The sequence below is a fragment of the Corynebacterium sp. UMB8791 genome, from assembly GCF_054166365.1.
This window is the reverse complement of record NZ_JBSZCG010000106.1, coordinates 1-24,934: the sequence shown is the minus strand read 5'-3', so window position 1 is coordinate 24,934 and position 24,934 is coordinate 1. Positions and strand designations below refer to the sequence as shown.

Sequence of the window (24,934 nt, the reverse complement as noted above, 5' to 3'; positions counted from 1 at the left end):
TTAGAGGGGACTGATGGTGTGCTTCTTCGGCAGGTCCTGCTCTTGTTTGGTGGCAAGTTGGCGAAGGGCGCGTCGTAAAGAGAGGCGGGTTTGGGACGGCTCGATCATTGAGTCGATGAACCCGCGTTCGGCTGCGACGTATGGGGAGGTCATGGTTTCGTCGTAGAAGTCCATGAACATTTTCTTCATCGCTTCGCGCTGGACTGGGTCCTCGATGGCGGCGAGCTGCTTGCCTTGGATCATGACGACGGCTGCGGAGGAGCCCATGACGGCGATTTGCGCGGTCGGCCAGGCGAGGTTGATGTCGCCGGTGAGGTTCTTGGACCCCATGACGGCGTAGGCGCCGCCGTATGCCTTGCGGACGATGAGGGTGACCTTCGGTACGGTGGCCTCCACGACGGCGAATGCTAGTTTGGCGCCGCGGTGGATGAGGCCTTCGCGCTCCTGGTCGACGCCGGGCAGGTAGCCCGGCGTGTCCACGACGAAGACGAGGGGGATGTTGTATGCGTCGCAGGTGCGGATGAAGCGTGCGCCTTTGTCTGCGGCGTCGGCGTCAATGCATCCGGCCTGGTACATGGGGTTGTTGGCGACGAAGCCGACGGTGCGGCCGTCGATACGGCCGAAGGCGCAGATGAGGTTCTCGGCGTAGCCGGCTTGGATTTCGACGAGGTCCTCGTCGTCACCGAGTTGCACGAGAAGGTCCATCATGTCGTAGCCGGCGTTGGTGTCGTCGGGCATGAAGGTGTCGAGGGCGGAGTCGTCGAGGTCGTCGTCCTCGGGGGCCCATTCGACGGGGGCTGGGTCGAAGGTGGACGTCGGCAGGTGGGCGAGGAGGTCGCGGACGTAGTCGAAGGCTTCTTCTTCGGAGCCGACGACGGCCTGGATGTTACCGGACTGTTCCTGGACGCGGGCGCCGCCGAGTTCGGCGGAGGTGATGTCCTCGCCGGTGACTTCGCGGATGACGTTGGGTCCGGTGACGTACATTTCAGATTGGCCGTCGACGGCGACGACGAAGTCGGTGGTCACGGGCGCGTAGACGGCGCCGCCGGCGGATTTGCCCAGCATGATAGAGATCTGCGGGCTGCGGCCCGACAGCGGGAGCTGGCGGCGTGCGATCTCGGAGTACATGGCCAAAGAGGTCACGGCGTCCTGAATGCGGGCACCACCGGAGTCTTGGATGCCGATGACGGGGCAGCCAATCTTGATCGCGAACTCCATCACTTCGACAACTTTGCGGCCGAAGGTCACGCCGACGGAACCGCCGTAGACGGTTTTGTCGTGGGCGTAGACGGCGACGGGGCGGCCGTCGATACGCCCGTAGCCAGTGACGACGCCGTCGGAGTAGACGGCTTTCTCGTCGCCGGGGGTGCGGGCCAGGGCGCCGATTTCGACGAAGGAGCCTTCGTCGAGAAGCGCGGCGATGCGCTGGCGCGGGGTGGTGTTCCCGGCGTCGTCGCGGCGCTTCCGCGAGCGCTCAGAACCGGGGTCCTGCGCTTTTTCTAGACGTGCACGCAGGTCAGCGAGCTTTTCTGCGCTAGTTGCCATTATCAATCCATTCGTTCATGTACTTGCCCACGATGCCAACCGCGGGCTCGTCGACTACTGCCAAATGGTCGCCCGGCAGGTGGACGATCGTCAAATCCTTCACGATAGCGCCCCAGCCGCCGTCCTCGTCAATGTGGGCGTAGGCCGGCTCGAGGGTGATCGCGCCGTCGTGCATGCGCTCGGCGCGGAACAGCAGCACCGGCACCTGCACGTCTGCCCAGCGGGCGAAGTCGAGGCGGTTGAGGATCTGATTATCGACGAAGGACGCGCGCTGGTGTTCCAGCACACCGGCGGCGAGCCCGTGCTCGGATGCATCGGTGGTGGCGAGGAATTCCGCCAGCATGTTGAGCACCGCGTCCTCCCCTGCTGTCTCCAGCAGGTCGAAGGGCACCGGGAAATCCAGCCCGTAGGTGTCCTTGGCAAACTTGGCGTAGCGCTCCCAGCGTGCCTTGGTCTCCTCCGGGGTGTCGGGGGCTGGCTCGGACGGCTGGGTGGTGTCCAGCAGCGCGATGTACGCGATGCGGTCGTTGCCCAGCTGGTGCGCCACTTCGTAGGCGAGTGCGCCACCGAAGGACCAGCCCGCGAGCACGACCTTGCCCTCGGGCGCGATGCGGTTGATGTCTTCAACGTAGGCCGCGGCACGCTCTTCGAGGGTGCCCTCGAGTCGCTCGACGCCGTACACCGCGACGTCATCTTCTAATCGACGAGCCAACGGCTGGTACACCGCACTGGACCCACCGGCCGGGTGGAACACGAACACGGGCGGCTTGGTGGTGTGCTCTGGTTGCTGCAGCACGCGGATGTTGCCCTCGACCTCGGTTTCGAGGCCCTCGCGCACGATGTCGGCGAGCGGCTCGAGCGTCTCGGCGTCCTTGACTTGCTCGGCGGTCACGGTGATGCCGGAACGCTCGCTCAGGTGGTTGGCGATGGCTTCGGCCTGCGCGTCGTCGATGGCGGGCAGCTCGGAGGTCACGCCCGCGGCGGCGGTGCCGGTGAACTTGGCCCACGCGCCGAAGACCATGCGCTCGGAGGCGTCGCGGGGTGCGACGCCGACGCCCTGGGCGCCCTCCGACTTCTCGGTGGGTTCGGCAGCGGCTTCGGCTGGCTCAGCGGCAGCATCAGCGGTCTCAGACTGCACCCCGGCGACCGCGTCCTCGACGATGCGGATGACGTCGGCGACGGAGGCGTCGCGAAGCGTTTGTACTGGCAGTGGCGGGATCTGGAAGTCGTTCTCCACGCGGTTCTTGATGCGCATGCCCATCAGGGAGTCGAGGCCGAGGTCGATGAGCGGTAGCTCGTCGGGGAGGTCCTCGGCGTCGTAGCCCATGGACTCGGACACGATGGAGCGCAGGCGCTGCGCGACGGACTCGCCGGAGTTCGGGTCCCAACGGATGGCGTCGACGTCGGCGAGCTCCTCCACGGCCGGCGCGGCGTCACCAGTAGCCTCAGCTATTGAGTCCTCTTCAACAGCACCGCCAAGGTCGAGCGCGGTAGCGAAGCCCTCCGCAAGCAGCGTGTCCTCGTGGAACACCTTCACGCTCACCCCGCCGAGCGAGGTCGCCGCGATGGTGGTTACGTCGCCCTCTGCAGGCAGTACGTCGTGGTCCTCGTAGGCCACCACCCGGGAGCCGGGCAGGACTTCGGCGGCGACGGCGTCGATAATCTGGTGCGGGCTAAACAGCGTGTCCGCGGCCGTCGAGTACGCGAACTGACCCTCCGGCAGGCGCACCTTCGCGCCGAGCAGCGAGGTGTGCGCGGAGGCGGGGCGCGCGTCGGTCCAGAACTCGGAGCGCTTGAACTGGGTTAGTGGGGCGTCGATACGCGGGCCGCGGCCGTAGAACGCGGTGAAATCGACGGCGGTGCCGGTGACGTAGAGCTTCGCGGCGAGGTCCAAAATGGACTCCACCTCGTCGACCTTGCGCTTGCAAGTGAACAGCAGCTGCGCGTCCGGCTTGCCCGAGGCGAACGCGGTGTTCATCAGGCCCATGATCGCCACCGGGTTCGGTGCGACCTCCACGAGCGTGGTGTAGCCCTCGGCGAACGCGGTCTCGGTGGCCTGCTGGATGTAGACCGGCTGACGCGTCATGCGCAGGAAGTATTCGTCGGTGTGCACAACCTGGCCCGGCTGGTACACCACACGCTCGTCGACGCTGCTCAGCAGCGGGATCCGCAGCGGGTGGGCCTCAATGCCGGCGATCTGCGCGGCCAAGTCACCCAGGATCGGGTCGAGCGCACTCGTGTGCCCGGCGCCGCGCACGCGCATCAGTCGTGCGAACTTGCCTTCGCCTTCCAGCTTCTCGACGAGCCCCTTCACCGCACCAACGGGACCGCCCACGGTGAGCATGCCCGGCCCGGCGAACACGGCCGCTTCAACGCCCGTGCTCTCCAATTGATCGGCGCTCAATTCGACGACGGCCATGGCGCCCTCGGCGTCGGTGTCGGCGGTGAGCGCTTCGCCCTCGCCCATCAGGCGGGCGCGGTGGCACGCGATCACCATCGCGTCCTTCGCGCTGATGCCGCCGGAGGCGTAGCCCGCGGCGATCTCGCCCATGGACATGCCCATCACGGCTGCCGGGCGGATACCGGCGGCGTCCAGCATGTCGGTCAGCGCGATCTGGTACGCGGTCACCGCGACCTGGCCGGTTTCGGTGTCGTAGGTCAGGCCGTCGTCCTCGATGATTTCGATGATGGACCAGCCGGCCTCGAACTGGACGATGGAGTCCAGCTCACGCATCCGCTGCGCAAACAGCGGCGAAGATGCCATGAGCTGCTTCGCCATCTTGCGGTGCTGGGAGCCGAAGCCGGAGTACACAAACACCGGGCCGAGCGCGTTCGGCGAATCCGCCACGGCGATACCGGGGCCGACCTTGCCCTCGGCGACCTGGCGCAGCCGTTTGACGGCCTCCTCGGTCGTTGCGGCGGTAACCACCGCGGCGGAACGGCCGTGGTTACGCAGCGCCAACGAACGCGCAATAGGAATAAGGTCGGCGTCCGGGCGTCCTTCCAGGGCGTCGGCCAGCTCGGCTGCCGCGGACTTGCGCCGCGAGGTCAACAGGCCGCTGACGGGCAGGGCGGCCGTCGATACGCCGGTGAGCGCCTCGGTGCGCTGCGGTGCTGCCTCGTAGTCAGCGGGGTCGAACTCCTTGACCACGACGTGCGCGTTCGTGCCGCCGAAGCCGAAGCCGGAGACACCCGCCACACGCTGGCCGGAGTACTGAGGCCACTCGCGCGGGTCCTCGACGACCTCAAGGTTGTTGGCGTCGAAGTCGACGTAGCGGTTCGGGCCGGCGAAGTTCGCCATGGCCGGGATCGTGTCGTGCTGCAGGGCCTGGACGACCTTGATCAGCGCGGCCACGCCCGCGGCGGACTCCGAGTGGCCGATATTCGATTTCGCGGAGCCGAGCAGCAGCGGCTGGCCAGCCTCGCGTCCGGCGCCGCAGACCTGCCCCAGCGCGGTGGCCTCGATCGGGTCGCCGAGGATAGTGCCGGTGCCGTGGGCCTCCACGAGGTCGACGGTGCACGGGTCCACGCCCGCGTCGGCGTACGCCTGCTGCAACACATCTACCTGGGCCTCCGGGTTCGGGGCGGTCAGACCGTTGGAGTGGCCGTCCGAGTTGGTGGCGCTGCCCTTAATCACGGCGAGGATGTCGTCGCCGTCGGCGATGGCGTCCTCGACGCGCTTGAGCACGATGAACCCGGCTGCTTCCGAGCGGACAATGCCGTCCGCGTCATCAGAGAATGCGTGGATCTTCCCTGAGGGCGAAATCACGCCCAGCTCCGAGAACATCAGGGAAGCGAACGGGTTGGCCAGGATGTTCACGCCGCCGGCGAGGGCGACGTCGGCTTCGCCCTCGCGGAGCGCGCGCACCGCGTGGTGCACCGACACCAGCGAGGAGGAGCAGGCCGTATCCACGTTCATGGACGGCCCACGGAAGTCGAAAGCGTAGGAGATCCGGTTCGGGATCACCGCGCTGGACGCGCCGGTCAGCGCGTACGGGTGCGCCTGCGCCGGGTCAGCGCCCATGAGCATGCCGTAGTCGTTATTCGAGGAACCGACGAACACGCCCACGCGCTGCCCACGCAGCGAGTCGGCGGGGATGTGGGCGTCCTCAAGCGCCTCCCAGGCGACCTCCAGCATGATGCGCTGCTGCGGATCGATATTCTTCGCCTCCAGCGGGGACAGGCCAAAGAACTCGTTGTCGAAGGCGGCGATGTCGTCGAGGTAACCGCCGTCGGTGGCTTCCTCGCGCATCTTGGTGCGCAGGAACGGATCCGAGTTGTACTCGGACCAGCGGCCCTCCGGCAGCGGGCCGGTCGTGACCTCGCCTGCGGCGAGCAGCTCCCAGTACTCGTCCACGTTATTCGCGCCCGGGAACCGCCCGGCCGTGCCGACGATGGCGATGTCGTGACCCTTCGCCTCCACGTCGCGGCCGGTGGCGACGACGTTCGACGCCGCCGGGGCGTCAGCGGTCAGCGCGTGGGCCAAGGCAGCGATCGTCGGGTACTGGTAGGCCACGGTGGGGTCAATGCGTCGGCCCAGTAGCTTCTCCAGTTCCCCGGAGAGAACCACTGCGTCGCGGGACGAGAGCCCGTAGGACTCAAACGGGGTGGTCGCGTCAACGCTTTCCACACCGGTCGTCTCCGCAACCCACTGTTGCAGCCACTGGATCAATGCATTCTCACTCATAGCATCCAACCCTATCGGTCGTGCCTTTCTTTTCGTTATCAGCCTTGGTAGTTCTTCGCGTTGACCTGGCGCGCAATCTTGCCCGAGGAGGAACGCGCGATCTCGCCCGGCGCGTAGAAACGGATGTCCGTCGGCGCCAGGCCGTGCTTCGCGGTCACGGCGGAGCGGATCGCGGCGATGGCGTCGGCGTCGCCGTCCGGGGTGGCGGTGTCCGCGCGCTCTACCAGCAGCACCAGCTTTTCGACGTCCTCCCCCGGCACCGCAAACGCCGCCACCGAATCCTTGCGCACATGTTCGCTGGCCTCCATGACGGTGGCCTCGATGTCCTGCGGGTAGTGGTTACGTCCTGCGACGACGATGAGGTCCTTGACGCGGCCGGTGATGTAGAGGTGGCCGTCGAGAAGCGTGCCGAGGTCCCCTGTTGTCAGCCAGCCGTCCTTCGGCAGGCCTTCCTGGAGCGCCGCGATACCGCGCAGGCCCGCCAGTTCCGGGAGTACGTTAATGTTTCTGATGTGGACATTGTAAGCAAACGGCGCCTGGGCATCTGCGCCGCCATCATCGCGGTGTGCGTGGCGCTAAACTTGCTGTCCCCGCTCATCATTAACCACCAGCGCGTGCTCGCCCCCACGGAAAGCACCCTCCTTTTCGACGGCCCCTCCGCCCTCACCCGCACCCTCCTCATCACGGAGGGCCCCTCGGAAGCGAACCCGGACAAGAAAGCGCTGACCATATCCGCCACCGTCCGCAACGACGGCAGCGTCATCTCCGAGGACTCCTTTGAGGTCAACCCGGCCTCCGCCTATCCCACCAGCGGACGCCAGGGCTTAGGCTACGTCCTGCCGTACAACCCGGAGCGCCGCTCCTACCCGTTCTACGACCCGCTTGCGGACCTCGTCGTCCCCCTGGACTACCTCGGCGCCGGCTGGGTCGCCGACCTGGAAACTTACAAGTACACCGCCACCATCGACGTGCCCGAGTACCACGCCGAGCGCACCATCGACGTCGAGCGCCGCACCGGCCGCCTCCTCGACGAATCGTGGACCATCACTCGCGGCCCGCTGGAGGGCCTCTACACGCTCAGCGACGAATCCAAGGCCGCCGCGGCTTCCGCCGCACTTCACGACGTCCACATCCTCAAATCCCTCCAGGTCATGGCGTTCGTAACCCGCCTGGTCAGCGCGCTCGCGCTCTTCTACGCCTTCGTCCTGTTGGTGCGACGCCGCCGTGGCTAAGGGGCGTCTGCTCTCCTGGCTGCTGTTCGCCTATGCCGCGGCCCTGGTCCTGGGCGTGACCTGGCCGTTCCTCGCGCCGGGCGAAGCACTCGCGTACCGGGACATGCTCGTCCTGCCGGACATGGCGCTGACCCGCGCAGCCCTCGGCTTCGGGGACCTGCCGGCCCGCAACGTCCCCCAGGACGCGCTGCTCGCCGTCCTCCCCTTCCCGGTCCTGGCGGTGCGCGCGCTCGTGGTCTGCGCCGCCTCCGCTGCCGCTTGGGCGGGCTGGCGGATCGGGCGTACCGGCTGGGGCCAGTTCGCGGCGATCACGGTCGCGGTGTGGAACCCGTTCGTCGTCGAGCGTCTGCTACAGGGGCAGTGGTCGATGGCGGTGGCCGCCTGGCTGCTGCCGCTCGTGGCGCTTGGCGCGCGCGGCAGCATCGCCGCCCAGTGGGTAGCGTCGCTCACCCCAACCGGCGCCATCGCGGCCGCCCTCCACTCGCGGCACTGGCTATTCAGCGCTCTGACCTGCGCGCCCTGGGTGATTGCCGGTGCAATTGCCGCTTTTGGCGGCGGCCAGGGCACGTCCTCGGCGCAGGCCGCGGCCATGTTCACCCCGCGTGCGGAGGAGGGCGTCGGCACCCTCGGCGCACTGCTCGGCCTGGGCGGGATCTGGAACGCCCACGCCGTACCCGCCTCCCGCGCCTCCGGCTTCGCCATCTTCGGCGTATTGCTTTTTGCCGTACTGTGCCTGGCGTGGCGCCACGTCCCGCGCCGCCTCCTCGTGCTGGCGGGCCTCGGGTTTGCACTGGCGCTCGCGTCGTGGGCAGGCTGGCTCACCCCCATCATCCAGCACGTTCCCGGCGGCGGCCTCCTTCGCGACGCCCACAAACTCCTCATCCTCGCCATCCCCGCCTACGTCACCGCCGCCGGCAACCTGCCGGGGCTTCGCGCCCAGCTCGCGGGCAGTTTCGCCCTCCTCCAGCTTCTCGACGCCCCCTTCGCCCTCTCCGCCCTCACCCCAGTCCCGGCGTCCTCCCTCCCGATCCCGCACGTCGGCGACCAGGGCCGCGACGTCTTCTTCGTTGACCGCCCCACCCTCGCCCTGCGTACCGACGGCACCGTCATCGTCGACCCCGCCCCCAAGATCATGAACGTCGTCGAGTCCGGCGCGCTTCGCGTTGGCAACGTGGAGGTCGACCCGCCGTCCCCGCGCTGGTCCGCCCTCAACGCGGATGTGGAGCTTGCCGCCTCGATGGGCGTCGGCGTGGTGGTGTACCCGGATGGCCACTCGGTAAACACGGGGGCCGCGCCCGTCGGTCTGCCGCCGCTTGGCCTTGGACTGTTCGGTTTGTGGTGCGTATCGCCCCTGATTGCGGTTTTGAACAGGCGTATTAGATAGTTGGGGCGCGCCCATTATTGAAGCATTTGCAGTATTCTTGCGCGTAGGTTAAAGTGAACTCCAGGTAAACAAGAGTTTAACAAGGAGCGTAACCATGCAGATTCAGTTCAACACCATCCAGAAGCGCGTACTTCGCAACATCCGCCACGACCTCCTCGAGACCTGGACCCCACAATTCAGCGAAGCCGAAATCAACAACACTTTCGACACCGTCCTCGCCGAGCACTGCAGCACCGCAACCGTCGAAGACTTCATCCCCGTCCTCGTCGAAGCCGAGATGCTCAACCGCCTGCGCACAGACAGCCTCCTCGCGGCCGCCTAAACTCCGGCTCACTGATACTCAACGCGCTCTGTCCCACCCCATCCCCTTCCCTCCTATCTGTGAGAAAGTTCCCACGCGCTGCGTCCGGGAACTTTTCACGTTTTCGGGGCCCCGGCGGCCCTCCGGACGCGTTTCCCCCAGGCCAGCTCGTTCACCCACTCATGCTCGCTGAAATAGTTCCCAAGCTCGGGAACCATTTTGCGGTTGAGGCCGGTTCCGGTCGACCGACGCAGCGTTTCCCCAGGTCGCGACGCCTGTCCACGAAGAAAGTTCCCAGGATCCGCGTGATCGTGGGAATGATTTCAGAGTCCTCCGCCCGCCCACCCATTACCGCTACCGTTAATTCTGGCTCACGCTGATGTCCCTACACAGTGATGCGAGCGTGACTCCCTCTGTCGGTGCGCGGTAGGCCCGTGCGTGACGTGGGCTGCCCCGTGTGCCTTGTTTGGCGAGGGACAACCCTACGACGTTTGGGAGGTAGAAGATGGGTAAGCACTCATTGGATACGCCCGGTCACAAAGGAAAAGACCCCGCCACCAAGAGAACGGCAATTCTCAACCTGGTGAGCGGAGTCGTTAATCTTGTGACCGCTATCGTGAAGTTCATTGCGGTGATACTTCACATGGGTCATTAGGCCCGAGAGCCTCAACTAGCTGCAACTGGTTGGGGCTCTTTTTATAGAGCGGCGACGGTCCGGCAACGAACCATGCTGTCACTTTTCAGGCTAACGAGTGCTCACCACTTTCGCAATACCTCTTCAGCAAACCACACTACTGCTGACGTTATTTTCAATCCACCTTGATATCTTTCCACGGCGCGTGGTGGGCCCGAGCGCCGTGAGCTGTTCCACTGATCAGTGTCGTCCCCACCCGACGAGCTTTCAGAATGAAACTCAGACTGAATAAGGACGGCCGTAATTGATGTTCACGTTACTTCGTTCTGTGAAGGGCGACAGTAAGAAGTCACTCTCCCACGGGCATGGGACCCTCCACAGGTACGTGTCATCACCCAAATAACCGTCTTCGTCTAATGCTTGTTCACGCTCCGGCCGAGGACGCTCGATTCCGAGTAAACTCTCAGGGACGAAAGCTTTACGCCCTACAGGATCCCACCATTGAATGCCGTGATTCCAGTAGTCTTCGTCCATAAAAGATCCGGTAAAATGGACGAGGATTTCACTTGGCACAGCTCCAGAGTGAGAGAGGTTGTCGATAGGAATGTCCTCGTACCATATTTCATGGTTTACAAGTTTCCCTTCTTCGATCCAGCCGAGGATCGTATTTTCCTCAAAACTAGCTCCCGCCAAAACCTGTAAAGACTTGCGAGGGTCGTCTAGAAATAAACGTTTCACATACGCCAGGTAGATACGCGGCGAAGGAGTCACCCGGGAACCACTGTTAGCCATGCTCGGGATTTTACTCTCCACGACGCGCCTGAGGTCGCTATATACGCGAACGCGAAACATGCTCCTCACCCTCAAAACCACTCAAAGCGTGGGATTCAAGGAGTGCGATGCAGGTCGCGCTTTCTCACCCCACCGGGTCGATTTTCGGCGACCAGCATCGCACTCCTTAAACACCTCGACCGGAACGAAACCGGAGCAAAACCGGACCGAAACCTGCCCCGAAACCAGCCACGAAACCAGACCCGAAACCGCCACCAACCCCAACACCCACCAACCTGCTATCGTGGTGCGCGGGCCACTCAGCGAGCACCAGCCCGACCGGTTTCCTCGGGCGCAATTGGAAACCACCCAAACCTGTAACCCGGTGGCTTTCCGGGTCCCTGTGATTGATCCCTAAGCCTGCACAAGGTACACGGGTACAGTGCACATGAGAATTGGGAACTACCACGGTGCTGGGGGTGGCCGCCTATTTTTTTGAAGGAGGATGCGATGTTGTTGGCAGAGGCGCTGGCGAAGCGGGCGCAGGCACAGGATCGGCTGAATGAGTTGGAGCGTCGTTTGACGCAGAATGCGCGGATCCAGGAGGGAGATACCCCGGTGGAGGATTCGGAGGCGTTGCTGCAGGAGTCGGCGTCGGTGCTGCAGAGCATTGAGACGCTGGTCCGCCGGATTAACCACACGAATGCGTCGACGCCGTTTGAGGGGGATGCGACGTTGACGGATGCGATTGCGCGTCGAGATGCGTTTTTGCGCGCCCGGAGGTTTTATAGCGCGGTGGCGGATGCGGCGTCGGCACGCGCGGATCGGTATTCGGCCTCCGAGGTGCGGTATGTGTCCACGGTGGATGTGGGCCAGTTGCACGCAATGGCGGATAAGGCGGCGAAGGAGTACCGGGAGCTGGATACGAAGATTCAGCAGCTGAACTGGTCGACGGAACTGCTCTAAGGGCGCGCGAGAGAGTCGATGAACTGGGTGAACTTGCGCCCAGTTTCCGCCCACGAGTAGGTCCCGGCGCGCTGTTGCGCCTGGGTGCCGAGGGTGTGGCGGAGGGGGGCGTCGTCAAGAAGGTGGGCGACTTCGGTGACGAACTCGGCGTGCGTTTCCACGAGCATGCCTGTTTCCCCGTGCTGCACTGAGTCGGCGAGGCCGCCTGCGCCCACGTAGCCGATGGTGGGCACGGCGTGTTGGGCGGCTTCAATGACGGCGATGCCCCAGCCTTCTTTGGCGCTGGGCATGAGGTGGAGTTGCGCGCGGGCGAGCAGGGCGTGTTTGTGGTCGTCGGCGACGTGGCCGTGGAAGATGACGCGCTCGCCTGCAAGATCGCCGGCGTATTCGCGGAGTTGGTCTTCCCACCAGCCGGAGCCGATCACGTCGAGCACCACGTTGTCGAGGGCGGCGACGGCGTCGATGGCGTGCTCGATCTGCTTGTGCGGCACGAGACGGGAGAGGGTGACCACGTGGGTGCGGCCGTCGTCGACGAGTGTGGGCAGTTCGGCGGGCACTGGGTCTACCCCGTTTTCGATGATGCGGATCGCGGCCGGGTCCACCCCGAGCGCCTCCAAATCACGTTTTGAGGCCTGCGAGACCGTCACATACGGCGCCCCGCGATACACCCGCGGCGCCACCTTGGATTCCAGCCACCACCCGAACCGCCCGATGATCGGCCCAGCCACCGGCCACTGTTCCTTGTGGCAGTGGTGGGTGAGCAGCACGGTCGTGGCCCGCGAGTAGAGGCGTGCGAAGAAGGGGATGCCGTTTTGGGTGTCCACGATGACGTCGGGCCGATGCCGCCACGCGGCGAACGGCGCGAGCAAGTAGACGCTGTATTTGCCGCCGGCGCGCTCGAAGCGGATGCCGTTTCGTCGGGTAACGCGCGGGGCGTCGGTGTGTTTCGCGGTGCGGTAGATCACCTGGTGGCCGGCGGCCGCGAGCGCTTCGCCGACGCGTTCCAGGTACGCCTCGGAGCCGCCACCTTGTGGGTGGGTGGAGTCGCGCCAACACATCAGCAGTATCTTCATTGTCATGTACCGTACCCGCCGCCTGGCCACGTTGGCACGTTCGTTGCGCTTGTTGCGCTCGTTTCGCTATGAGCAGTTCCGCCCCCGCATCTTTTACGAGGGGTTGGCCCGCGACACCTACCAGCTTCTCGACGCCCTCTCCGCCGACCTCACCTCCACCCCCCTGCGGGGCAAGTCGGTGTTAGACGTGGGTGGTGGGCCCGGCTATTTCGCCAAGGCCTTCGCGGACACGTTCTACGTGGGCGTGGAGCCGAGCGTCTCCGAGCTGTCCGCCGCCGGCATTTCCGGCTACGGCTCCGTCCGCGGCGACGGCACCGCCCTCCCCTTCGCCACGGACTCCTTCGACGTGGTGTACTCCTCCAACGTTGCCGAGCACATCCCGGATTGGCAGAAGATGGCCGAGGAGATGTTGCGTGTCGCCAAGCCCGGCGGCTTGGTGGTGCTGAGTTATACAGTGTGGCTGGGCCCGTTCGGCGGGCACGAGACCGGCCTGTGGCAGCACTACGTGGGCGGCGAGTTCGCTAGGCGTCGTTACGTGGCGGCACACGGGCACGAGCCGAAGAACAAGTGGGGCGAGTCTCTTTTCGCAGTCTCTGCAAAGGAGGGCTTGGCGTGGGCGGAATCGACCGGCAGGCTCCTCGCTGCGTTCCCGCGCTACCACCCACGCTGGGCCTGGCGGCTCACGCGAGTGCCCCTGCTTCGCGAGTTTGCGGTTTCCAACCTGGTGGTCGTGCTGCGCGGGTAGGATCGGCAACTATGAAATTCCCGATCCAATTCCAAGCCCCGTCCATTTTCGCAGCCGTGTTGGCGGTGGTCTCCATCGTGGTGGCCGTCGTGATGGGCGAAACCAGTTCGAAAGCGCCCGTCGTGCAGCCTCGTGGCGAGCAGTCAGTCATCCAGGTAGTCACCGAAGATGGCAAGTCAGCGGGCGTATGCTCACTCGGTGGTCTGCGCCAGGAAAAGGTGCACTACACCGACAAGAACTCCGTCTACTACTGGAAGCTCGAGCCGGGGGAAGAACGTATCGACGCATCCTGCCCGAGCGTTGGGGCCCTGTCCTCCGGAAAGACACGGCTGGAAGGCCACGCGCAGGTCAGTAACTTTGAGAAGCCACAGGTTGTCACAATCACTGTTCAATAGCGTCGAGCGGTAAAGGCTCACAAGGAGCATCTTGAAACGGCAGTCCCGCCTCTCTTCCGCTTTAGCGTGATCTGCGATCACCTCACTGATGCCTTTTATTTGGTTTTCTCCCGCCCCTCGACGGGGTGGTCACTTTTGTATACTGTTTCCCTGTTTGTGCTTGCCAAGTAAGTGGGTTGCTCTATCTTCTAAAGTGCATAGCAAATCCGCTGTGCTCCAGAGAGTAAGGAGAAATAATGCCTACATTCGCTCTTCGCACCGATTCCACTGAATCCGCCCGAAACCTGAATCTGCACGCAACCACCGCTCCAGCGGAATGCTGTGGCTGCCCGTCGGAAAGCCGCTGTGCGGCTTACTGCCGAGACAACTACAAAACCACCGGTGGCTACTGTGAGGGCTTCCTCGACCTGCGCTGCGTCTGCGTGTAAAAGAGAACAGGATTGTGTGCCGCCGATATCGGCGGCACACAATCTATTTTTCTAGGAGCATGGAACATATGCTTGAAGTTAGCGATATCAGCAAAACCCTCTCGGGAAAACGTATTTTCGATAGTGTTAGCCTTTCCGTAAAGCAGGGCGAATTAACTGCTATCACCGGACCCTCCGGGAGTGGCAAGACCACCTTACTTAGATGCATCATCGGAATCGAGCAACCAGACTCTGGTACGATTTCGCTCTCTGGCAAGACCTACTCAAGTTTCCCCGAAAAAGAGCGCCGTGACTTTCGGCTCAAGAATATCGGTGTAGTAGATCAAGGAAACCGCCTCATTGAGGATCTGACATGCCGCGATAACATCCGGCTGATTGCTGAGATGTCCCAAGGTGGAAGAAAGACGAGTCTCACTACGGCGAGGGAAATTCTCAGGCAATTAAATATGGAGTCGTATGAAAATCGTTATCCAAGTTCTCTCTCAGGGGGCGAACGTCAGCGCATTAGCGTTGGATGCGCGCTAGCTAACCGCCCCTCACTAATTGCTGCAGATGAACCAACCTCTAGTCTCGACGATGAAGCTGCCGGGGTTGTGATCGATCTGTTCCTAGAGTTTGCCCAGCAATTCGAAGTTCCGGTGGTGGTGGTTACTCACGATGCCCGAGTAACTAAGCATGTATCCGCTGTCTACGAGATCGGTGGTTCGTGTGTATCTCGGTGACCTAGCGAAGCGGAATAGAAGCGAAGTATTCGTTGTGGGCTTTTTTAACCTGGCGCTGCTGGTGATTCTGCTTCTTCCGCTCATGGGAATAATGATGCTCGTAAATGCGGATGAACGCACCAACTGGCAGTCTCCGGAGATTATCGCGGGACAGCAGAGCTCCGCAACATGGCGGATCGCTTCCGGCGACGGAGTTTTGGAACTGACATCCGCTACGCCTGCCTACCTCAGCAAAATTCCTCTTCAGGGGCAAGCTCGATCGTTCGACTGTGCCACAGGGGCAGGTGATAACGCTCCGGACAGGTTCGTTCGATACATGGAGGATTTGGAATGCACTTCCACAATTAAAAAGACGGCGGTCGCAGACTCCCGGATGGTGAACATTGTTATGCCAACAGATAAGGCAGTGGACAGCTCCGTCACTGCAACCAAAGATTCAGCATCTGTAATTGATCAGACCATCATGTATATAGTTTTGGTCTATTTTATTGTTGTCGTGCTTCCTTGCCTGGTGTGTTTTTGGAATGTGTCCAAGATCTTCGACCCTGCATGGGAGGAAACTGCTCGGGTTCTTGCGCTACGAGGCGCCGGGAAGTGGGTCGCGGCTGCGTTGCTGTCGGCTGCACCGTTGGCCGGTCTTCTCGTGAGCGTTGTACTTTCAGTAGCCCCCTTATATCTCGTATCTCGCATTCTCGAAAAGGTGGTTTGGGAAGGCCGTGGGTTCCTCCCTGCGGATGCTTTCGCTGGCCTAATAGGAGCATTTGGCTGTGGGATTCTTATCACCATCATGATGGGTGTCGCGACGTATCTGAGGAGGATGAAACTCTTTGCAACGACTGCATAAATGGCAATTAGCTGCCTTTCCAGTTGGCATAGTAGCAGCGGCCCTGATGGCCATCGCATCCGAGATATTTTCCCTCCCAATCTTGGTTCCTTTAGCCTTCCTCCCTATCATTGCTGGGCTGGTGTATCTTGCGCCATTTCTAGCCCTCGGCGCCGGCTGGTGTTATGAAAAGGTCTTCGGCGGAGGGATCCAAGGGACTCTAATATCAGCTTCCCTTCGCTACCGTGCAACCTCCATTGGTTCGAGCGTAGTGCTCTTATTCTGCATCTGCGCAGTATCGACTGTGACAGTTGGTTTAGCGAATGCCGGACTTGGACAGGTGAGCTCGGGACTGAGTTACTGGAAGCCAGGGATTCACTGGGGAGCTCTTCGCGATGATGCTGAGGTTGAGGCCACCTACGAAGAATTCACATCTCCGGGGGTAATGGGAACATTTGGCCAAGGGCGACTATTGCGGGACAACCAACGTTCAATAAACGCGTTCGTTATGTCCTGTCATGAATATGCAGAGCTAGCCACTGACGACCCCGAATGTCCAGCGGATGACGCCGAATCACTGCTGACCCCGGTGGGAATGGACGCAGCAGCTCTATCTTCTCAGTTTGTCATCCCAACCACAGACACTGAACTAGACCTACCGCCACTACGGATCCAAGAAGTTCCCGGACTAACGGAAATTCTCATTTCGACCTCCAGTGAAGAAATCAACAACGTGGGCAGATATCTATACGCAGATTTGGATCAGCTCCCATCTAATGTTGTTTTGTCTGCAACCATGCAAACCAAGTCCGGATTGACATCGCAGGAAAGAATCGACAATGTCAACTCTGCCATGTCATCCGGGTACGGTGAAGCGGCATCTGCGTTGACGCTCAGTATTATGCTGTTCGGTTTAGCAGCAGTAAGTGGAATCACTATTGCAGCAATCAGAGACCGCACTAGGTTAGTCAAGGTTCTCACCTTACGGGGAGTACAAAATACGGTCGCTAAGAATCTTGTCCGCATCGAAACGATCAGCCTTACTCTCCCCTTCGCGCTGTTTGGATGTATCAGTGGCACTCTTCTAGCTGCTGCAGTCGCTCAAGTATCGAGTCTAAATCCTCGGGATGCTTTCACTCCTCATGCACTGGGGATACTGGCGGCTTACGTCGTTGCAGTACCTATCATTACTGAAATCCAGCTTCACAGAACGGACGGTCAAGATGATTAATCCTGCATGGTTGGTCCAGTTAGTGGGACTTCGGATTGTTGACAAGGTAGCTGATCCCAAGCGGAGTGATCTTGAAGTAATTTCGGCACTGGCGGAAGAAGGGATCTCTCACATTGAAGCCTCAATCCCGCATCAGCGGATGATCAGCAAGCGCTCCATTAATGCTTGGGCAGAGGAAAGAGGAACTCTGTTTCTAACATCCTCCAACCCAGGTGGTGTCTCGACTGGTTTCAGTCTTTCTGGCAGGTCTGTGAACCATCCGGGAATCACGATAGAGGATTGGCTTAACTCGACAGCTTTTTCTCTCGCGGAGTTTCCCATGAATTATCGAGAAGACGGCTCCATTCTCGCTATCAACCGTCTGGACAGGGAAGATACTAATCGTCTTATGTCATTTCTTGGAGTTCGGGGGCTTTTGTCCATCAGCACACAGGATCGTTACAAGCCATCGATAATAGAACGACTTCAAAGAGGGATGACTGGAGCAAAAAGAGCATCGGGACGGACGAAAGTAGTTGATAGTTCTAGTGACGATATCCCCCTTGGCGGACGCACATCATTCCAGATGCCTACTTTTTGGACTGACTGGGCCCTAAAACTATGCCAAGAAGAAGCATTGCGCTCCACCGCTATTTGGACCAGTGCCCTCAAAGAGCTTCCCGAAATGGCGAGCGCCGTCGTGTGGGAAAAAATGAATCCCCGCCTGACCATCCTCCAGGGAGTGGCGCGAGAGATGGGGTATGCCCTCGAATTCGCAGTTACCGATAACGAATTCCTACGACACGTCATTGGTACTCCGGATTATTCCCGGATGGGGTATGACAGCCTTAGAAACACTGTAACTAGGGTCCCGGTCGGTTTTTGGGGCCACACGCTTAATGGTGCAACTGGTTCTGCGACGCGAGGGCGGCAAGAGCACCACTTCGTCATGGCTAACTCTCCGCGCATCTTCTCTGAACTGCACAACGGATGCCTCATGTCCAAAGGCGTTATCGATGAAGGGCTGCTGAGGGAAACTTTTAAATCCCCCCGAAATCTGTCCCAGGAGAGCTTTTTTATCTTTCGGAGTCTGGAGTTGGAGTTATGGCTAAAAAGGCGAGTGTAGCGAAAAACGGGGAAAGCTATTTTCTATTCAGCCTCTCACAGTGGGAAATTTACGAAATTCCCCATGAAGTTTATTTAGAGGTAAAAGCAATGGAAGCCCCCCTTACAAGCGAACAAAATGCTAGTCAGTGGGTTTCGGCTGAAGTAAGAAAAGAGATTGAGCGTTGGATACAATGACGACCCTAACTGGTCTCCCTTCCCTTGTGCTGACAGCAGGCCTAGTAGTACTTTCCTTCTCTGCAGTAAAGAAACTCTGGGCAAATCTGGTAATCCGGACGGGAAAAACCAAGTTAGTCGGGGTAGAAGTTTCCGACTGGTTAGCAATTTCATCAGAGATCATTGTCATAGGGATTGGGGCGTGGGCCCCCCTCCCTTACTCAAGCCTGGTGATAGCGCTATATTTCCTAGCTTTGCTAGTGGTTGCTTTCCTTCTCCGAGGAACACAATGCAATTGTTTCGGAATATCCGAAAATATTATTGACACAGTACACATATCGCTTCTAGCTATCATTTCGATAGCAAACATGGGGTCGATCTTCATAGAGAATCCTGCGCATTCAACCCGCTCGGTGTTACTAGGCCTGCTGGCGGGTGGGGCCATTCTAATCATTTGGCAAAACAAGCGACCGTCTAGTCAGACCAAGGCCGAGAGTGCTTTACCCCCTGTGCAGGAAGTGGGCTTCGAGAATATATCCGGAATCACCGTTTTCACCCAGCAGGGATGTAATTCTTGCCGCGTCTTAAAAAGTGTTCTCAAAGATCGAGACTTCTTTATACCTCTTATCTTCGAGGACGAGAAGCATAGCAGTTTGGTCCGTGCTCACCGGATTAGTAGTTTTCCCACTGCTCTTGTTCATTTCTCCGATGGTCCTGAATGCCCTAAGACTCGCCAGCTGAATGGGATTACTGAAATCATCGGATTTCTCGCAAGGAGCCGCGCGTAGATGAATCAGGAGCAAAAGGAAAAGCAGCTTTTCGGCCAACCCGTTTCTTGGGCTTTCGGACTGGCCAAGCCAACACTAATCTGGGTGATATTTAGCTGGGGAGTTTCTTTCCTTCAAGGTTTTTTAATGGTACTTCCGGCCAAGGGCTTAGAGCTGGCTTTAGCTGGGTACGCCCAAGGAAACATAGACACCGAAGACGTCATCTTATTCATCGCATTCACAGTCGCTGGGCCAGCCTCGCTGTTCATTAGCCAGCTCGTCACTCTAAAAGCGAACATAGTTCATTTAAGCTCCCTATTCTCCACTGCTGTAGAGGAGCTCTCCTCGCGGGGAGCCGCACGACCTGACCCAGATAGACTTCAATCCCGACTAATGAACGATGGTGGCGCCCTTGTCGACACGTGGCGAAGCTTGCCAAACACGGTTTTCTCGTCGATTGCGGCATTCTCGAGCGCATTTGTCGTCCTTGACGATATGACGGTCGACGCTATGATCATCATCGGAACGACATCATTATGCGCAATCCTCAGCTCCAAATGGCTGGCTAACAAATCCTCTCTAGCCTGGAAAGATAACATGGATTGCCTTGCCAGTTTTTCAAAAACAATGCGGCAACGATTTGTTCCTGATTTTGCAGATGTCGTAGAGGCAGCCGCTGCTGAGCAGTGGGCGAATCAGCGGACACAAACCAGCGCTAACAGTTATTTTCGGACCTCAGCCCGTCAATCCTGCTATTCCAGTATCACAACATTCGTACCGTCTCTGATCAATCATCTTTCCCCTGCGTTTATCTTACTCTGGTACCTTTACTTCGCCCAGCAGAACGATATTGCATCGACAGTCGCTGTAATGACTTTCGCTACGTTAGTCGCTCGTCCACTATCTAGCCTGGGAGATTGTTTCGAAATAGTGAAGAGAGGCTCCCTAGCACGAGAGACGCTCGGCTCACTGTTCCACAGACGAGATTTCCACCTAGTGCGCGGTTCCCAGGAAGTCCTTAACCCACCGAATGGTCTAGTCAGGGTAACAGGGCCATCTGGTAGCGGAAAGAGTACTTACCTAAAATCCACGATCCTTGACCCAGATAGAAAGATTTCTGGCCAAATCGGCTACTGTCCCCAGACCAATGTCTTCTTGGATGGCACAGTCGCAGAAAACGTTGCAATGGGCCGGAATATCCCTGCCAAAGAAATCGACAAGGTTTTAGACGCGCTTGGCATCACTTCTGAGCTTCAAGCTCGAGGCGGTTCGCAAACACACATTGACGGAAGCGGTACGGACATATCCGGGGGTCAGGGCCGCAGAATATCCCTAGCCAGAGCGATCATTGGAACCCCCTTGGTCATAGCGCTAGATGAGCCATTAAGTGGACTTGACAACGATAACGCGAATCGCGCTCGAGCACTGCTGTCTGACCTGGCGGTCAAATATCCCTTCATTGAGGTCAGCCACCAAGGCAACGTAATCGACCTGCCCGCACAAACTATAGAAGTTGGAGAAATTTAATGTTACCATTTTTCAGAATTTTATCGTACTCCTTTTTTGTAGAAACAAGAAGCTGGGTAAGCGATAGGTTCATCAATGAGTTCATGGAGGTGGCTTCTGCCCTCGATAATGGAAAATATCTGCCCGTCTCTGCGCTATTGTGTACTAGCTCCCACTTTCTAAACCCGCATGGTCCATGGAGATGGAATGGAAAGAGCGTTTCCCTACAACAAAGCAGTCAAGCCGTTATGCCCGGTTTTATAGAAATAGGAACTAAAAAATCATCAATAAATAAGGCATTATTTCAAATGTCCCACAGCATACTTGTGGATATCGTCGACAATGAAACCAGAAGACCGCTCCTGGAAGGTTGTTGCGTGGCGGACGCGACCAGAGGCCGCGACATTGAAGTCGTCACGACGAACGATATGGTCAAACGTCTGCTGGAAAAACGATGATCGAAATATTTAGCATCTCATTCTCTGGTTTTTCCCACACCGACATCCCCACTATCGAACTTATTAAGACAGTGAATGATTGTAAGGATGGATCCAGGGTCAGAACGTGCGCCATTAGCCTCCCGGTGAGCTCCCTCACCTCAGCATCTACGGCCATAAGATGCGCTAACCTTATCGTGAAAAAGCTTATTGAGATGCAGGGCGTTAATCTTGCGGGGGACCCGGTGCCTATTAATATCGTGGGCGTTAGCGAAAGCTGCGGTGTGATTAGGTTTATATTAAACAGTACGATAAATGTTCCAATTAACGCGGTTCTAGTATCAGCTTGCTTCGACCGTGCTCGAACCCCATTTGGCGGACCGTTTTCTATCAGCACTCCCATAAGTTCAGAAACTCCACTGAGGCCCACCCCTCCGTGGTTCGATTGGAGAAGAGCCCAAGTTGATAACCGCCACCACTTGCTTGTTTGCCACGGAACGCAGGACTTGAATCCTTCTACCCCGTTCTTAGACGCGTGGGGTTTTTTCTTGCGAACAGCGTCTGAGCAGGAAGATGTAACTCTAATACAAGTGGGTGGGTTGTACCACGGGTACGAATGCTTATCGGCAGATGGTGTTTATGACCACGTAATGAAATGGATAGCAGAAAGAGAGAAGCAGTGAAAGAAGAGCTGTGCGTTATTCCTTACTCGTACAAGTATCCATCGCCTCTAAGTAAGAAGCAGAATCGTTTCACTTGGCGCCTACTCACGGAAATCGAGGGGAGCCATTTCGACGAAAAGTTAGCTCAATATGTTATTGCGAAATTTGCTGAGCAGAATATAGAGTGTCGAATTGTTATAGCGCGTCGAAACTATCCTGATCAGAACAGATCAGAGTGGACCGAATGGGTTGAAGTGAACGGAAATTATGCATGTTCCAACGCTACCGTACTGGAGTATTACACCCCTGTATTTGAAGTTTTCCTGGAGGCATAACTGGCACTTCACATCCAACGATCCGTCGAGAGTAAAAAGCAATGACAAACCCGGCATACACGAAGCTTTTCTTCGTCGCATATATGTAACGGTACCCTTTTCAGAAGACTGAAATAGTAGCGGAGTGGTGAGTATCTGGTAGCGCCTGAGTGAGTATCCGGTAGCGGTGTCTCACTCAGGCGTTGTTGGTGGTTATGCGTTGGTGGTCAGGCGCATGTTTGGTCCTTCGAGTGTGATGATCTCGGCGCCGGAGACGAGTCGGTTGAGGATTGATTCGGAAATCACGGCGTCGGGGATGGACTTGTACCACTCCAGCGGGGTGAATTGTGAGGTCACAATCGTTGAGACTTTACCTTCCCGCCCGGCGAGGATATTGAGAAGTTGGTGCGCGGTCGCGGCATCAACAGGGGTGGTCAGGACGTCATCCAAGACGAGGACGTCAACGTCGTGGAGGTGCTGGATGAACTTCAGTCGTGAGGGATCTGCGGGTTGCAGGACGCTTCACTGCCAGTTCGGAGGCGAGCATGCCGGTGCGGTAGAACCGTGCGGAGTAGTCGTTGCGACATGCTGCCTACCTGCTGTGGCCAGATTTCATCGATCATTTGGAGGTGCGTTAGTGAAGAGCAACTCTTCCGAAACCAATGACGGATCCTTTTCGGAACGTCAAGCCTTTTAATGCTAACACGGATTTGTGGTTTGCGGCTTGGCATTCATTTATTATGGCATAGCGCTTATCATTTTAGCTTCCCTAGTAACCCTAGGGTCGATCGCAGTTGGAGTATTCCTTATCCTCCGTTCCTCCGAGTGTGGAGATAACACGCTTCGAGCGGTTTCGCGTTAGATTCAGCAGCTTAGCAATGATGCCTCGTCGTTTGATATTTCTGAGGAACTAATCGCCTGGGATAAGCTGAAATACACCAAGGGCATCGGCACGCGAATCGCAAGTCGGGTTGGTGTCATTGAAGATATGTATCGCCGACTTGCCAATGCCCGCGAGGAGCTGGCCCAGGCTGATACACCAGTTCACCGTGTAAAAGCCGTTCTTGCCGTCGACTCGGTTCTCGCAATTGCGAAAGAGATACGTACTTCAGAATAACCTTGGGACTAGGGGCCTTTTCTGTAGCGTAACCATGTCGGAAGGAATTAATCGGCATGCAGGCCAACAATCCCGGGGGAGATATCTCCGCGAAGGATTCCTTCAATGTCAATCTGTTCCATCGCTTTTGCTAGTTTCTCACCGTCAGTTTCTCGTGGCTGGTCGGGGTGGCTTTTTAGTCGTTTACCGGCTTTTATGCATGCCAAAACGTATAGTGCGGTTCCTAGTCCTCTTCTTTGAATACGGCTATCGTCTCCAGTTTCGTCTTTGACGTTTATAGAGAGTGTAGGGCCCGGGCCGTGCTCATCTCCTTTTTCGCCCAGGCGATATAAGCCCACTTAAGGATTTTTCCTATCCGCGGCTCAGTGCAAGCGGATATTTGATGTTCTCCGAAATGGGATTCGGTGGAGTATTCAAAATAGATATCATCTTCACCCTCTCGCCGGAGGGTGTAGCTAAGAATTTCTTTTACTGAGGAAGTCATGGCACAAGTATGCCCAAACTTCGATTGGGTATGTGGCAGAAAGACAAATCGGGGATCGCCAGCGTGTGCCTCGAGGAACATCTCAGAATCCTACGTTCTGCGCCAGCGACAAATACGGTAGCGAAGCGACGAAAATGCTGACTTACGCACCCGGTGTGCCCGCAGGGTCGTACAGGCGCATCTTGGTACCTGCCCAATCCACCTGCATCGTATGCCCTGGCACATAGGTGATCCGGGCGGTAAGCCCGGTCGCACTAACATGGGAGGCGACCAGCTGGCGGAACCGGTCGTAGCTGTAATGACGCTGACCCGCCTGGCCGGGGCCGGTGGTGTAACGAGCCCACAACACCTGCAGTGTTTGCTTCGTACGCCCTGTGCGTGCTTTGACGATCGCGCCAAAGTCAATCGGGACGAACTCGCCTTGCCCGCTGCTGCGCCTGTCAACGAATATCTCGTTCAACTCGTCATTCGTCAACGCCGCGACCTGCTCGGCAGTGGTCAGGCCAAGGCTTCGCAGCGCTTGGTTTACTCGATACTCACCCGGGCGTTACTGGATACTCACCACGGTGTTACTAAATCCGTGGTCCTAACAAGAAGAACGCTTCTTTATTAGCAGCGTCTTCACCGAACGGTAACGTCATAGCGGACTGTTTCGAAGAAGCTCCATGCGTGCGGTGTCATCAATGCGTAGCACCATCAGCTGGTTGGCGAGGGTGTCTGTGCGGAAGAAACGAGCAGAGTAGTCGGCCGATCAGAAAAATTTCTACCACGACTTGCCCAATTTTGATTGGATCACTGTGATTGCCAAACTGAGTCTTGAGGTCGCGCCGAAGCGCGCGATGAGGTGAGAGACATGCTTTTTTACCGTCGCTTCGGAATACTTCATTGCGGAAGCTATTTCAGCATTAGATAGCCCCTGGCATATGCAATGTAGAATGCGCGCCTCTACCTTAGTTAGGTCCTCATAGGCTGAAAAGAAGTCCACTCGGTGGGCTGCTGGGGGTGTGGGAACTTTGTCAGGGATGTAATCAACGAGTCTGCTCAGGGCCTGTGGAGATACCGTGATTCCGCCAGTGGTTGCGTCTCGAACTGCGGAAATAATTGCCTGTGGTCGTGAACTCTTAAGAACATAACCGGCACCACCACCGGCCAGCACTCTGAGCATTGTCTCGTCACTGTCAAGTGCAGTGATCGCCACGAATGGAGGCGGGTCCGTTCGTCGTTGAACCTCGCTCAACAACGTCACCCCGTCCATCTCCGGCATGTGAATATCGGCCAGAATGATATCGAGAGGGACGTTGTCGAGCACGGTGAGAGCCTCGACTCCATTGTGCGCTTCTGCCACAACGCGGATGTCTTTAGTAGTGGCGAAATACTGTCGGAATGAGGATAAGACCCGCGGGTCATCATCAACGAGAAGAACCTTCATTTGCGCAGTATGTTCGCTCAT

General features: G+C 58.6%; 22 protein-coding genes and 1 pseudogene. 15 read left to right on the top strand and 8 right to left on the bottom strand.

What is annotated here, in order from left to right:
• The 3 genes and pseudogenes from ACXIUA_RS04445 to ACXIUA_RS04435 all read right to left on the bottom strand — a co-directional run.
• Positions 1-1,545, bottom strand: coding sequence for an acyl-CoA carboxylase subunit beta (locus ACXIUA_RS04445; protein ID WP_457976235.1), 1,545 nt, complete (start codon positions 1,543-1,545; stop codon positions 1-3).
• On the bottom strand, positions 1,535-6,232 hold the full coding sequence (locus ACXIUA_RS04440) for an alpha/beta fold hydrolase (protein ID WP_457976234.1): 4,698 nt from the start codon (positions 6,230-6,232) through the stop codon (positions 1,535-1,537). The genes ACXIUA_RS04445 and ACXIUA_RS04440 overlap by 11 nt, the downstream gene beginning before the upstream one ends.
• A 38-nt stretch (positions 6,233-6,270) precedes the next feature.
• Positions 6,271-6,690 (bottom strand): annotated as a pseudogene (locus ACXIUA_RS04435) (acyl-CoA synthase); the annotation flags it as partial.
• Here ACXIUA_RS04435 and ACXIUA_RS04430 point away from each other — a divergent pair.
• The 3 genes from ACXIUA_RS04430 (at position 6,622) to ACXIUA_RS04420 (ending at position 9,170) form a co-directional block, all read left to right on the top strand.
• Positions 6,622-7,464, top strand: a complete 843-nt coding sequence (locus ACXIUA_RS04430) for a porin PorA family protein (RefSeq protein ID WP_457976241.1) — start codon at positions 6,622-6,624, stop codon at positions 7,462-7,464. The pseudogene ACXIUA_RS04435 and the gene ACXIUA_RS04430 sit on opposite strands and share 69 nt — an antisense overlap.
• 55 nt (positions 7,465-7,519) lie before the next feature.
• Positions 7,520-8,848, top strand: a complete 1,329-nt coding sequence (locus ACXIUA_RS04425; protein ID WP_457976233.1) for a hypothetical protein — start codon at positions 7,520-7,522, stop codon at positions 8,846-8,848.
• Between the two features lie 94 nt (positions 8,849-8,942).
• Positions 8,943-9,170 (top strand): three-helix bundle dimerization domain-containing protein, encoded by a 228-nt coding sequence (locus ACXIUA_RS04420; protein WP_070975621.1) that lies wholly within the window; start codon positions 8,943-8,945, stop codon positions 9,168-9,170.
• Between the two features lie 892 nt (positions 9,171-10,062).
• On the opposite strand, the gene ACXIUA_RS04415 is transcribed toward ACXIUA_RS04420, so the two are convergent.
• Positions 10,063-10,575, bottom strand: a complete 513-nt coding sequence (locus ACXIUA_RS04415; protein WP_457976232.1) for a hypothetical protein — start codon at positions 10,573-10,575, stop codon at positions 10,063-10,065.
• 489 nt (positions 10,576-11,064) lie between these two features.
• Between ACXIUA_RS04415 and ACXIUA_RS04410 the strand changes: the two genes are divergently transcribed.
• Positions 11,065-11,520 (top strand): DIP1984 family protein, encoded by a 456-nt coding sequence (locus ACXIUA_RS04410; RefSeq protein ID WP_256008333.1) that lies wholly within the window; start codon positions 11,065-11,067, stop codon positions 11,518-11,520.
• Here ACXIUA_RS04410 and ACXIUA_RS04405 read toward each other — a convergent pair.
• Complete coding sequence (locus tag ACXIUA_RS04405; RefSeq protein ID WP_457976240.1) at positions 11,517-12,593, bottom strand: glycosyltransferase family 4 protein; 1,077 nt, start codon at positions 12,591-12,593, stop codon at positions 11,517-11,519. The genes ACXIUA_RS04410 and ACXIUA_RS04405 overlap by 4 nt on opposite strands.
• Positions 12,594-12,597: 4 nt before the next feature.
• Here ACXIUA_RS04405 and ACXIUA_RS04400 point away from each other — a divergent pair, with 4 nt between their 5' ends.
• From ACXIUA_RS04400 to ACXIUA_RS04350, 11 genes are all read left to right on the top strand, one after another.
• A complete protein-coding gene (locus ACXIUA_RS04400; protein WP_457976231.1) occupies positions 12,598-13,338 on the top strand; it encodes a methyltransferase domain-containing protein in 741 nt (246 codons plus the stop codon).
• Between the two features lie 11 nt (positions 13,339-13,349).
• Complete coding sequence (locus ACXIUA_RS04395; protein WP_457976230.1) at positions 13,350-13,733, top strand: hypothetical protein; 384 nt, start codon at positions 13,350-13,352, stop codon at positions 13,731-13,733.
• 236 nt (positions 13,734-13,969) lie between these two features.
• Complete coding sequence (locus tag ACXIUA_RS04390; RefSeq protein WP_457976229.1) at positions 13,970-14,161, top strand: hypothetical protein; 192 nt, start codon at positions 13,970-13,972, stop codon at positions 14,159-14,161.
• Between the two features lie 59 nt (positions 14,162-14,220).
• On the top strand, positions 14,221-14,883 hold the full coding sequence (locus tag ACXIUA_RS04385) for an ABC transporter ATP-binding protein (RefSeq protein ID WP_457976228.1): 663 nt from the start codon (positions 14,221-14,223) through the stop codon (positions 14,881-14,883).
• A gap of 34 nt (positions 14,884-14,917) precedes the next feature.
• On the top strand, positions 14,918-15,727 hold the full coding sequence (locus ACXIUA_RS04380; RefSeq protein ID WP_457976227.1) for a hypothetical protein: 810 nt from the start codon (positions 14,918-14,920) through the stop codon (positions 15,725-15,727).
• On the top strand, positions 15,711-16,937 hold the full coding sequence (locus tag ACXIUA_RS04375; RefSeq protein ID WP_457976226.1) for a hypothetical protein: 1,227 nt from the start codon (positions 15,711-15,713) through the stop codon (positions 16,935-16,937). Before ACXIUA_RS04380 ends, ACXIUA_RS04375 begins: the two co-directional genes overlap by 17 nt.
• On the top strand, positions 16,930-18,042 hold the full coding sequence (locus ACXIUA_RS04370) for a hypothetical protein (protein ID WP_457976225.1): 1,113 nt from the start codon (positions 16,930-16,932) through the stop codon (positions 18,040-18,042). Before ACXIUA_RS04375 ends, ACXIUA_RS04370 begins: the two co-directional genes overlap by 8 nt.
• A complete protein-coding gene (locus ACXIUA_RS04365) occupies positions 18,021-18,218 on the top strand; it encodes a hypothetical protein (protein ID WP_256008324.1) in 198 nt (65 codons plus the stop codon). The genes ACXIUA_RS04370 and ACXIUA_RS04365 overlap by 22 nt, the downstream gene beginning before the upstream one ends.
• Entirely contained in the window at positions 18,215-18,985 is a 771-nt protein-coding gene (locus ACXIUA_RS04360; protein WP_457976224.1) for a hypothetical protein, read from the top strand. The genes ACXIUA_RS04365 and ACXIUA_RS04360 overlap by 4 nt, the downstream gene beginning before the upstream one ends.
• Entirely contained in the window at positions 18,986-20,491 is a 1,506-nt protein-coding gene (locus ACXIUA_RS04355) for an ATP-binding cassette domain-containing protein (protein ID WP_457976222.1), read from the top strand. It abuts the gene before it with no gap.
• 89 nt (positions 20,492-20,580) lie between these two features.
• Positions 20,581-20,928, top strand: coding sequence for a hypothetical protein (locus tag ACXIUA_RS04350; RefSeq protein ID WP_457976221.1), 348 nt, complete (start codon positions 20,581-20,583; stop codon positions 20,926-20,928).
• A gap of 1,168 nt (positions 20,929-22,096) precedes the next feature.
• Here the strand turns inward: ACXIUA_RS04350 and ACXIUA_RS04345 are convergent.
• The 3 genes from ACXIUA_RS04345 to ACXIUA_RS04335 form a co-directional block, all read right to left on the bottom strand.
• Positions 22,097-22,333, bottom strand: coding sequence for an ATP-binding protein (locus ACXIUA_RS04345; protein WP_457976220.1), 237 nt, complete (start codon positions 22,331-22,333; stop codon positions 22,097-22,099).
• A gap of 1,293 nt (positions 22,334-23,626) precedes the next feature.
• A complete protein-coding gene (locus tag ACXIUA_RS04340; RefSeq protein ID WP_457976219.1) occupies positions 23,627-23,944 on the bottom strand; it encodes a hypothetical protein in 318 nt (105 codons plus the stop codon).
• Positions 23,945-24,247: 303 nt separating this feature from the next.
• Entirely contained in the window at positions 24,248-24,934 is a 687-nt protein-coding gene (locus tag ACXIUA_RS04335) for a response regulator (protein WP_457976218.1), read from the bottom strand.